Genomic DNA, 11692 nt, shown 5'->3' with positions numbered 1-11692 from the left:
AAAATACCTAAATCAACCAATCCAAAACACTAAATGTCAAGATATAAACACCAAAAATTAACCCTTTTTACATCTTTCCTAGTAATCAATTTGAATTCCTATAAAATCAATTAATCAGAGCTTTTGCTAATATATAAAACTTCCTTATCAAAATGGATTCTGCTTTAAGATAAAATTACATAGATAAATATAAAATAACTTTGTAAAGAATGAGAAATTAAATATTCTTTATAAAAAATGCCTTTAATAGAAAAGGGTAATTTTAATTTAGAAACTAGTAAGTGAGGTATTATACTATTTAACTATGAAACGAAATCCATTTTTTTGATGGATATCCAGGATTTTCTTTAGTTAATATAGGCACCATATACCCTGATGAGATTTCAGAAAGCTTTTTCATAATGTCTTTAGCATTATCAATATCAAAATGCTTAGTTCCAGAAACAGGGTCTAATAGGTGTATATAATAAGGAATAACTCTTGCACTAATTAATTTAGTACTTAATGCATACAATATATTCGGATCATCATTAACTCCTTTAAGCATTGTACTTTGATTTAAAACAACAACTCCAGTTTTATTTATATCTTTTAATACATTAGTAATATCACCATTTATCTCATTAGGATGATTTGCATGTACTACAAGTACTATATCTAATTCATATCTAGAGAAAATATCTAGCAAAGTTTCAGTTATTCTTTCTGGCAATACAATAGGTATCCTTGAATGAATCCTAACCCTCTTAATATGAGATATTCCTTTTATCTCATTTAAAAAGAACTCCAGAACATCATCATTATTTAATAAAGGATCTCCTCCACTTAAAATAACCTCCTCAATACTTTTATCACTTCTTATATAATTTAAAACTTTGAGCCAATCTTTTCTGCCCGGAATATTATCCTCATAGTCAAACTCTTTACGAAAGCAATATCTACAGTGAATAGCACAGCTTGTGTGAGCAATTAGCAAAACTCTTCCATAATACTTATGTAACAAACCAGGGATCTTATTATATTTTTTCTCATCTAATGGATCACTACTATAATTTCTATCTATAACCTCTTCATCTACAGTTGGCAAGACTTGTTTTAATAATGGATCATTAATATTGCCTTTTTCCATCCTGTTAGCAAAAGATTTTGAGACAATCATTTTAAAATGATTTACTGACTTAAATGAAACTTTTGCAATATCATTATTTATTTCTAAAAAATTTAATAGTTCCAAGGGAGAGTAAAAAGACTCTTTTAGAGCTTTTTTCCATTCATTAGTAGACATAGTTAAACTTGTTTTTTTGATATATTTTAAGGTAGATTTTGTAGAATTAAATAACTTGGAAAGAAAATTAGAATTTATTTTTTCTTTTTCTGAGGAGGTAGGTCTGTTGCAGTACCTTCAAATACTTCTGTAGCCATCATTAAGCTCTCAGAAAGAGTTGGATGTGGATGAACTGTAAGAGCGATATCTTCAGCATCACAACCCATTTCAATAGCAAGTGCTGCTTCAGAAATAAGCTCACCTGCATTAGTACCAACAATAGAAGTACCAATGATTCTATGATTTTCATCAAATAGAACCTTAGTCATACCTTCTGATCTACCAATACTTAGTGATCTACCACTAGCAGCCCAAGGGAACACACCCTTTTCATACTTAATGCCTTTAGCTTTTGCAGAAGCTTCAGTTTCACCAACCCAAGCAACTTCTGGATCAGTATAAGCAACAGAAGGAATTACTAAAGGATCAAAACTATGATTTAAACCTGAAATAACTTCAGCAGCTGTTCTTCCTTCAGGTACAGCTTTATGAGCAAGCATAGGTTGACCAACGACATCTCCAATTGCAAAAATATGAGGCACATTTGTACGAAGTTGCTTATCCACAGGGATAAAGCCTCTTTCATCAACTTTAACACCTGCTTTTTCTGCATCGATCAATTTACCATTTGGCTTACGGCCAATTGCCATAAGAACTCTATCATAACGTTCTTCTTTAGCAGGATGCTCACCTTCCATTGTTACATAGATACCATCTTTCTTAGCTTCCATAGCTGTAACACCAGTTTTTAGGCGAACTTCATATTTCTTGTTCATTTTCTCATAAGCTTTAACCATGTCTTTATCAACACCGTTCATAAGCTGATCAGCAAACTCAACAACTGTGATCTTAGTACCAAGCTCCGAATAAACTTGCGCCATCTCAAGACCAATAATACCACCACCAACTACAAGCATAGTCTCTGGAATTTCTTTCATTTCAAGAGCGCCTGTAGAGTCGATAATTCTCTCATCTTCTGGAACAAATGGCAGATTGATTACACTAGAACCAGCAGCAATAATACAATTATCAAATGTAATCTTTGTAACTTTACCATCAGTAGCTTCAACAGCAAGCTCTTTATCAGATGTAAATTTACCGTAACCTTGTACGATTTTTACTTTTCTCATCTGAGCCATACCTTTTAAACCACCTGTAAGCTTACTTACAACATCATCTTTATATTTAATAACCTTATCTTTGTTGATTTTCATATCACCCATTTCGATGATACCATCAGCAGCTAAATGTCTAGCTTCATTAATAACCTTAGCAATGTGAAGAAGTGCTTTTGATGGAATACAACCAACATTTAAACATACACCACCGATATTTTCATATCTTTCTACTAAAACAACTTCTAGCCCTAAGTCAGCTGCTCTAAATGCTGCACTATATCCACCAGGGCCACTACCTAAAACTACAACTTGTGTTTTAATATCACTCATTTTATAAAACTCCGTGTTTACACTTACATTATGATTTCACGTAAGTCAGAAAGAATCTGACTATATCTTGTTAAGAACTTAGCAGCTAATGCACCATCAATAACTCTATGATCAGCTGACATAGATAATGGTAACATAGTTCTAGGTTCAAATTCTTTACCATTCCAAACTGGCTTAACTGCAGTTTTAGATACACCCATAATAGCTACTTCTGGCATATTAATAATAGGTGTAAATGCTGTAGTTCCAAGAACACCAATACTTGAGATAGTAAATGTAGCTCCAGACATATCTTTAGAACCTAATTTACCATCACGAGCCTTACCAGCTAGTTCCATAATATCTTTTGATATCTCAATAATACCCTTTTTATCAGCATCTTTGATAACCGGAACCATTAGTCCTGCTGGAGTATCTGCAGCAAAACCAATATTATAATATTTCTTAAGAATCAAATTCTCACCATCATTTGAAAGTGAGCTATTCATTCTTGGAAACTCTTGTAGTGCTACCGCTGCAGCTTTTACTAAGAATGATAATGGAGTGATTTTTACACCCATTTTCTCAGCGAATCCTTTTTTAGCTTTTCTAAACTCTTCAAGATCTGTAACATCAGCATCATCATAGAAAGTTACATGAGGAATTTTTACCCAGTTTCTATGTAGATTTTTCGCACTAATTTTATTAATACGAGTTAAAGGCTGAGTTTCAATCTCACCAAACTTAGAGAAATCAACAACAGGATCATCTAAAAGATCTAAGCCACTACCACTTGCAGCAACTTTACCAGTTTGAACTTGTGTTACAGCATGTTTGATATAGTTATAACAATCTTCTTTTGTTACACGACCTTTACGACCTGTAGCTTTTACCTTGCTTAAATCAACATTTAAAATTCTAGCTAGCTTTCTAACAGCTGGAGAAGCATGAGCATTTGAATTATCTACTGCATACTCATTAACACTACTTTGAGCTGGAGCAGGTGTAGGAGCAGACTTAGAGTCTTGCTTAGGAACTTCTTGTTTAGCAGGCTGACTAGGTGCTGCCGCTGGAGCAGATTCTTGAGTCTTAACTTTTAAAATTAAGCTACCTTGAGAAACTTTATCACCAACCTTTGTAATAACTTCAGTAATTTCACCTGCTACTGGAGATGGAACTTCCATACTAGCTTTATCAGTCTCTAATGTAACTAAAGAATCTTCTTCTTCAATTTTATCCCCGACAGCTACAGACACTTCAATAACATCAACGCTATCATAATCACCAATATCAGGAACCTCAACATCAACAACCTTTTCAGAAGCCTGAGCTGGAGCTGACTGCTGATTTTGTTCTTCAGTAAAAGCAGAAGCTGATTGACTTGCACCACTTTCAACTTTAAGTATCAAGTCACCTTCACCAACCTTTTCACCTACTTTCACAGCTATTTCAGTGATTTTACCACTAGCAGATGATGGAACTTCCATACTAGCCTTATCTGTTTCTAAGGTGATCAAGGAATCTTCTTCTTCAATTTCATCACCTACTTTCACAGCTATTTCAATAATCTCTGCTGCATCGTAATCACCGATATCAGGAACCTTAACATCAACAGTCTCAGTAGCACCTGATGAAGCTGACGCAGATTCAGTTTGTTGGGCAGGTTTTTCTTCTGCTGCTGTATCAGATGATCCTTCTAGTTCAACTTCCATAATTGCCGAACCTTCTGAAACTTTATCACCAACATTTACAGTTAGTTTAACAACCTTACCAGCTACTGGGGATGGGACCTCCATACTAGCTTTATCAGTTTCTAATGTAATTAAGGAATCTTCTTCAGCGATAACATCACCTTCAGCAACATTCACTTCAATTACATCAACACTATCATAATCCCCAATATCAGGAATCTTAACTATCTCTATAGACATTTATATCTCCTTACCGATTAGCTATAAAATGGAGCTACACGCTCTGGGTCTATATTGTACTTTTTAATTGCTGCTTTAACTTCACTAGCTTCAACTTTACCATCTAAGTGTAAAGCATATAATGAAGCAACAACCACATGATACCTATCTACTTCAAAGAAGCTACGCAAAGCTGCTCTACTATCAGATCTACCATATCCATCTGTACCTAAGCTTACAAATGTGCTTGGTATAAACTCTCTAAGCTGGTCAGTATATAGCTTAATATAATCAGTAGATGCAACAACTGGACCTTGCTCATTTTTAAAGCACTGTTCGATATAGCTTTCTTTCTTTTTATCCGTTGGATGAAGCATATTTGTTCTTGCTACATCTTTAGCTTCTCTATAAAGTTCATTTGCAGAAGTCATACTCCAAACATTAGAAGTTATACCATACTCTTCTTTTAACATTTTAGAGGCTGCTTCAACTTCTCTTAAGATAGTACCAGAACCCATTAATTGAACATGTTTATCAGCAGGTTTGTTATCTTCTAGTTTGTATAAACCTTTAAGAATACCTTCTTCAACACCTTCAGGCATTGCTCTATGAGAATAGTTTTCATTCATCACTGTAATATAGTAGAAAACATGCTCACCATTTACATACATTCTCTTAAGGCCATCATCCATAATCACCGCCAATTCATATGCATATGTTGGATCATAAGATATACAACCAGGAATAAGTCCTGCTTGAATATGACTATGTCCATCTTCGTGCTGTAGACCTTCACCATTTAGAGTCGTACGACCAGATGTCCCACCAAGTAAGAAACCTTTTGCCATAGAGTCAGCAGCAGCCCATGCAAGATCACCAAATCTTTGGAAACCAAACATTGAGTAATAGATCATAAATGGAATCATAGGCACTTTATGTACACTATAAGAAGTAGCTGCTGCTAACCAAGAACTTAAGCCACCCTGCTCATTAATACCTTCTTGAAGAATCTGACCATCTACAGCTTCTTTATAGAACATAACTTGCTTTTTATCTTCTGGTACATACTGCTGGCCTTGTGGATTATATATGCCTAATTGTCTAAATAAGCCTTCCATACCAAAAGTCCGTGATTCATCAACTGTGATCGGTACAATATGTTTACCAATATTTTTATCTTTTGCTAGGTGAGACAATATCCTAACAAAAGCAGTTGTTGTAGAAAACTCTCTATCACCACTATCATCTAACAGGTTCTTAGCAAACTCTTTGTAACTAGGAACTTCTAGAGCTTGATTATTTTCTAATCTCTTAGGAATATAACCACCTAAATCTTTTCTCTTAGAGTGAAGATATTTCATCTCAGGAGAATTCTCATCTAGTTTGATAAGCTTATAGTTCTCAACATCATCTTTTGTTGCTGGAACATCAAATCTATTTTTAATATGCTCAAGTGCATCTGTATCTAGCTTTTTAACATTATGAGCAATATTTTTTGACTCACCCCACTCACCTAAACCATAACCTTTAACGGTCATAGGTAGTATAAGTATTGGACGGCCATTCTTAGTTTCTGTAGCTTTTTTATAAGCAGCATAGATCTTTAATGGATCATGACCACCACGACGAAGAGAAGCAATATCAGCATCAGACATATCTTTAGCTAAAGCTTCTAAATCTTCATCACCACTAAATACAACATTACGACATTCAGCTCCACCATGAGCCTTGATCGTATGGAACTGTCCATCATTAAGTTCACTTAATCTCTGCGCTAATTTCTTACCGCCTTTTGGATCTTGTAATAATTTATCCCAGTCACTACTCCAGAGGACTTTGATAACATCCCAGCCAGCACCCATAAATGAGTTAGCGAGCTCTTCAACAATATTACCATTACCATTTACAAGACCATCTAACCTTTGTAGATTACAGTTAATCACAAAAATAAGGTTATCTAGACCTTCTCTACCAGCTCTAGTGATAGCACCCATTGATTCAGGTTCATCCATCTCACCATCACCACAGAAAGCCCAAACTTTACGATCTGCAGTTTCAGCTAGTCCTCTAGCTTCTAAGTACTTCATAAATCTCGCTTGATAAATAGCTTGAAGAGGCCCCAAGCCCATAGAAACTGTTGGGAACTGCCAGTATGTAGGCTGTAAATGTGGATGCGGATATGAAGATACTGCATTTTCACCATCAAAAGCTTGTCTTCTAAAGTTTTCCAACTGCTTCTCTGTTATTCTTCCTTCTAAGAATGAACGTGCGTAAACAATTGGTGAAAGATGACCTTGATAGAATATTAAATCACCTGCATGATTATCATTTGGTGCTTTCCAGAAATGGTTAAAACCAACCTCGTAAAGAGTCATAGCTCCAGCACCAGTACCAATATGGCCACCTATCGAACCGTCTTTCTTGTTAGCTGCTGCAACCATAACAGCAGAGTTCCATCTATTTACAGCTTCAATTCTCTCTTCTAGCTCCATATCTCCTGGATAACTAGGCTGCTCACTAACATCAATAGAGTTAATGTAGTTCTTAACTTTAGCTGTAGAATAAGCACTTTGTATGCCCAATTCAGAACCTTTAGTCAAAAGCTGTTCAAATAAAAACTTAGCTCTATCAACACCTTCTCTTTTAACGACATCTTCAAAAGCCTCAAGCCATTCTTGAGTTTCCAAAGCATCAATATCTTTAGTGAAATCCGACATCCTTTGTCCTCCGAATTAATCGAATATTAACGAAATTAAAAACTTATTTGTTTGATTATAAGTTAATAGGTAAGCAACATCAACTATATAACGCATTTCTATGGTTATACGTAAGGACACTACTCAAAATTAACAAACAAAAAAGTTTATTTAGCCCAAATAAAAAGTCTCGACACTAAACATCAACCATAAGATTCTTAGTTTTATCGCTCTATAGAGTAAGTTTTTTCTAGCTTTTATTCTCTAAAAAGAAATATATAAGATTTTCTAGCGTACAATACTTGAGGGCTTTAGAATTTATACTTTTAGAGTACAAGATATAGACATTTAAAATCAATATATTAAGAGCAAACTTTCAATACTTTCGTAATTAATTTTTAAGAATACTTATCACAATAGATAATCAACATTATCATCATTATCAAAAGATTCTAAGATAAAATCAAAATTTAAAGAAAAACCTATAACCTTAAATACCTCAGCAAGCTTATCATTTAAAAGAAGATCTTTTATATCATTATTATATCTTAGTTGGTCTTTTTGACTTAAGCTTCTAGAGTGCTCTGTAAAAACTTCTGATATACGCGATCTTTTTAAAAAGTTTGCTTGAGTCATGTAACCATCAAGTTCAAAACCAACTTCAGTTGCTGCTTCAGCAACAGTTGTGAAATCAACATGAGCTGTAATATCTTGCTCGCCAATATTAATAAATGGATCAAAATTGACTTTATGATGATGGTAACAAGCTAAAGTCCCCATAGTTCTTTCTTTGGAATAGTACTCAGATCGGTTATAACCATAGTCACATAAAAAAACAATACCTTGAGATATGCTATCTTTTAATGCTTTGACCCAGGGACGTATCCAAGTATTTATTTCGCTAGTATAACCTTCCTCAAAGGTCACACCATCATCTAAAATTCTACTCGCCTCTGAAGTAAATCGATTGTCATTGCTTGGCATATCAGCAAATTCAAACTGGTCACTACCTTTAATTACGACGCCTTGTTGAAAAAGTTGACCCTCTTTTAATTTAAAAACATCTACAGGCATAGCATCTAAAACTTCATTAGCAAAAACTATAGCTTTTATTTTTTGTTCAGGCAGTTCATTTAACCAAACAACCCTGTCAAATAAGTTAGGTATATTTTTTCTTATATACTTTTGCTGTCTTAATTTAAGATCATTACTTAGCTCAATTATTATATACTTCTCTGGCAATTGTCCTAGTTTCGATAGCTCATCCATACAGTCTGTAGCAAACTTACCATTACCTGCACCAAACTCTATAATACAAGTATCACTGCCAAGCTTGGATAATACTAGCGCAAACTGTCTTGCAAAAGTTCTTGCAAAAAGTGAACTTTGAGTTGTCGCCGTTACAAAATCCCCTTGAGATGAAATTTTATCTTTTGATCCTGAGTAGTATCCAACTTCTGGATAATAGAGAGCCAATTGCATAAATTCTCTAAATGAAATTTGATCTGCCTTGCTGATTTTATCTGAAATAATTTTTTTTAAAATCAAAATATTCTATTATTATAAGCTATGAAATTAGCTGTATTTTAAAGTTAAAAGCTTTTTTAATCAAAAAAATGTGACTTTTTTTAAAAAAAATATTAAAATTTCTCCTCAAATAATTTGTTTTACTTAAGTTATTAATATAATGAGTGTAATAAGAACTTTTCCAATCGGTATAACAGGCGGTATAGCTAGCGGCAAATCAACAGCTACAAAAATCTTAAAAGAAAAAATGGATTTAAATGTTGTTTGTGCTGATACTATAAGTAGAGAAATCACAAAAAAAGCTTCTGTGATCAAAAACATTACTGAGAAATTTGGTAGTGATATAGTGGTAAATAAGCAAATAAATAGAGCTATGTTACGTGCTATTATCACTGAATCAAAAGAAGCTAAAAAATGGTTAGAAGATTATCTACACCCTGTTATAAACAGAGAGATAAAAAAGCAAGTCAGAGAATCTGAAACTGCTATGACGATCGTAGATATCCCACTTTTAGGCCCATACAATATTCGTCACTATGATTATCTAAAAAAAGTGATCGTTATCAAAGCAGATCTTGAAACTAGAATTAGAAGACTTATGGAGCGTGATGGTAAAGATAGACAGCAAGCTGTTGCATTTATAAACCTTCAAATTTCAGATAATGAAAGAGAAAAAATTGCAGACTACACAATTGATAATACAAACTTAAATGATCAAGAACTAGAAGAGAAGTTAATTGAAACAATTAATGGCATAACTAACTTGACTAATTAAAAACAAGCATTTATAATACATCTCACTTTTGCACCCATAGCTCAACTGGATAGAGTACTCGGCTACGAACCGAGCGGTTAGGGGTTCGAATCCCTTTGGGTGTGCCATAGTTTCAAGCGGGAATAGCTCAGTGGTAGAGCACAACCTTGCCAAGGTTGGGGTCGCGAGTTCGAGCCTCGTTTCCCGCTCCACTTTTTTTCATAAATTCCTTATTAAAAAAATCTTAATATGCTAAAATTCACTTTGAATAAAAGCTTTATTAATATTTCTTTTTTATAATACGGAATCTTAAAAATGTCACAAAAAATTATTTTAACGGGAGTTACTCCTTCAGGAGTTCCTCATTTAGGAAACTATATCGGCGCAATTAAACCAGCAATTGAAATGATCCATGATGAAAACTGTAAATGCTTATACTTCATTGCTGATCAACATTCTTTAATTAAATTATGGGATAAAAAATTACGTCAACAATACATATATGAAATAGCATCTTCTTGGCTTGCTCTCGGGCTTGATCCTGATAAGGCTGCTTTTTATCGCCAGTCTGATATTCCTGAAATCATGGAACTAACTTGGATAATAAGCACTACAACATCAAAAGGTTTATTAAACCGTGCTCATGCCTATAAGGCTCTAGTAGATCAAAATATGCAAGAGGAAAATGTTGATCCTGATAAAGGTATAACTATGGGACTTTTTAATTATCCTGTTCTTATGGCTGCAGATATTTTAATGTTTGATGCAGATCTAGTTCCTGTAGGTAAAGATCAAATTCAACACATAGAAATTGCAAGAGATATAGCAAATCGCTTTAACCATATCTACAAAAAACCTGTTCTTAAAGCGCCTCAGGCTTTTACAAATGAAGATAGCCAAACTATACTGGGCTTAGATGGTCGTAAGATGTCAAAAAGCTATGATAATACTATACAAATATTCTCAACAGAGAAGAAACTGAGAAAACAAATAATGAAAATTATTACTAATTCTCAGCTACCAGAAGAGAAAAAAGATCCTAATAATTGTACAGTATTCTCAATATATAAAAGTATCGCCTCTGAAACAGAGATTGCTTCGTTAAAAGATAAATATTTAGCTGGCGGCCTTGGTTGGGGCGATGCCAAACAGATACTATTTGAAAAAGTAAATGAGTATCTAGCTGATGCTCGTGAAAAATATGAGTACTACATAAACAATCCCAAAGTTGTTGATGAGATACTCTCTCAAGGAGCTGCAAAGATTCGTCCTTCGGCTATTAACAAGCTTAAAGAAATTAAAGATATTATAGGAATGTAAGGCACATGCAGAAGTTTGATAATATAATTATTGCTAACTACAGCATACATTCCTTAGGTCTAATATGTTGGGCAAAGCAAAATTTAAAAGATAACTTCTGTGTTTTATCTGTAGACACTGGTTTTGCAGCTGATGGTTGGAATGATTATTTAGATGAAGTTTTTAACTGGCTTAACCAAGAGAATATACAATATTTCCATCTAACATCAGAAAATAGTTTTCAAGAGCTAGTCTTAGCACGTAAACAGTTTCCCTCACAGCAATTTAGTTGGTGTGCCGGCTTCCTAAAAGGTATAACATTATTAAATAAGATTGATGAACTTGACCCTGATGGTGAAGCTAATATTTTACTAAGTCACCGTAAAGACTTATCAAAAGTATCACAATTGTTAAAAAATCTTGATGAAGAAGAAAGATACGATTATAGAGCCTTAAAATACCCACTTTTAGATAAAAAACATGAGGAAATCTTAAAGCTAACCCAAAACTTACCATTTAAGCCTACATATCATAGTTTGGAGTGTCAGCCTTGTATTCATATGACTCAGGATGAGTTTAAAAACATATCTTACCAAGATATAAAAAAAGTAGCTGAATTAGAAAATAAAACAAATAGCTTTATGTTTAATAAGAGTAAATTTAATGATCTAAACGATGATTTTTTTATACAAAACACTATTTTAGAAGAGCTATCAAAGGCCTGTAGTTGGGAGTACAGCTGCGGCCTATAGAGG

The 11692-nt window shown here is 33.8% G+C and carries 8 protein-coding genes and 2 tRNA genes; 5 read left to right on the top strand and 5 right to left on the bottom strand.

Features of this window, described 5'->3' with window-relative positions:
• Positions 1 to 298 precede the first annotated feature (298 nt).
• From epmB to AB8E56_RS04090, 5 genes are all read right to left on the bottom strand, one after another.
• Positions 299 to 1285 carry an EF-P beta-lysylation protein EpmB gene (epmB, locus tag AB8E56_RS04110; protein ID WP_329478255.1) on the bottom strand — a complete coding sequence of 329 codons (987 nt, stop codon included), beginning with the start codon at positions 1283 to 1285 and terminating at the stop codon, positions 299 to 301.
• 74 nt (positions 1286 to 1359) lie between these two features.
• Positions 1360 to 2772, bottom strand: a complete 1413-nt coding sequence (gene lpdA / locus AB8E56_RS04105; protein WP_329478254.1) for a dihydrolipoyl dehydrogenase — start codon at positions 2770 to 2772, stop codon at positions 1360 to 1362.
• Between the two features lie 23 nt (positions 2773 to 2795).
• Entirely contained in the window at positions 2796 to 4682 is a 1887-nt protein-coding gene (aceF, locus tag AB8E56_RS04100; protein ID WP_329478252.1) for a pyruvate dehydrogenase complex dihydrolipoyllysine-residue acetyltransferase, read from the bottom strand.
• Between the two features lie 17 nt (positions 4683 to 4699).
• On the bottom strand, positions 4700 to 7378 hold the full coding sequence (aceE, locus tag AB8E56_RS04095; RefSeq protein WP_329478250.1) for a pyruvate dehydrogenase (acetyl-transferring), homodimeric type: 2679 nt from the start codon (positions 7376 to 7378) through the stop codon (positions 4700 to 4702).
• A gap of 390 nt (positions 7379 to 7768) precedes the next feature.
• Positions 7769 to 8905: an SAM-dependent methyltransferase gene (locus tag AB8E56_RS04090; protein WP_329478248.1), complete on the bottom strand. Its 1137-nt coding sequence runs from the start codon at positions 8903 to 8905 to the stop codon at positions 7769 to 7771.
• A gap of 139 nt (positions 8906 to 9044) precedes the next feature.
• Between AB8E56_RS04090 and coaE the strand changes: the two genes are divergently transcribed.
• The 5 genes from coaE (at position 9045) to AB8E56_RS04065 (ending at position 11689) form a co-directional block, all read left to right on the top strand.
• A complete protein-coding gene (coaE, locus tag AB8E56_RS04085; RefSeq protein WP_329478246.1) occupies positions 9045 to 9659 on the top strand; it encodes a dephospho-CoA kinase in 615 nt (204 codons plus the stop codon).
• A gap of 30 nt (positions 9660 to 9689) precedes the next feature.
• Positions 9690 to 9766: transfer RNA gene (locus AB8E56_RS04080), tRNA-Arg, on the top strand.
• A 9-nt stretch (positions 9767 to 9775) separates the two neighbouring features.
• Positions 9776 to 9850: transfer RNA gene (locus tag AB8E56_RS04075), tRNA-Gly, on the top strand.
• 103 nt (positions 9851 to 9953) lie between these two features.
• Positions 9954 to 10958 carry a tryptophan--tRNA ligase gene (gene trpS / locus AB8E56_RS04070; RefSeq protein ID WP_329478244.1) on the top strand — a complete coding sequence of 335 codons (1005 nt, stop codon included), beginning with the start codon at positions 9954 to 9956 and terminating at the stop codon, positions 10956 to 10958.
• A 5-nt stretch (positions 10959 to 10963) separates the two neighbouring features.
• Entirely contained in the window at positions 10964 to 11689 is a 726-nt protein-coding gene (locus tag AB8E56_RS04065; protein ID WP_329478242.1) for a hypothetical protein, read from the top strand.
• Positions 11690 to 11692 lie beyond the last annotated feature (3 nt).

Source organism: Francisella sp. 19X1-34 (genome assembly GCF_041102755.1).
Classification (GTDB): domain Bacteria; phylum Pseudomonadota; class Gammaproteobacteria; order Francisellales; family Francisellaceae; genus Francisella.
Note: the sequence above shows the minus strand (reverse complement) of the source record. Positions and strands in the feature narration are given on the sequence as shown.

Coding starts and splice junctions, on each gene's coding strand:
- epmB (WP_329478255.1), bottom strand. CDS start 1,285: ATGTCTACTAATGAATGGAAAAAAGCTCTAAAAGAGTCTTTTTACTCT.
- lpdA (WP_329478254.1), bottom strand. CDS start 2,772: ATGAGTGATATTAAAACACAAGTTGTAGTTTTAGGTAGTGGCCCTGGT.
- aceF (WP_329478252.1), bottom strand. CDS start 4,682: ATGTCTATAGAGATAGTTAAGATTCCTGATATTGGGGATTATGATAGT.
- aceE (WP_329478250.1), bottom strand. CDS start 7,378: ATGTCGGATTTCACTAAAGATATTGATGCTTTGGAAACTCAAGAATGG.
- coaE (WP_329478246.1), top strand. CDS start 9,045: ATGAGTGTAATAAGAACTTTTCCAATCGGTATAACAGGCGGTATAGCT.
- trpS (WP_329478244.1), top strand. CDS start 9,954: ATGTCACAAAAAATTATTTTAACGGGAGTTACTCCTTCAGGAGTTCCT.
- AB8E56_RS04065 (WP_329478242.1), top strand. CDS start 10,964: ATGCAGAAGTTTGATAATATAATTATTGCTAACTACAGCATACATTCC.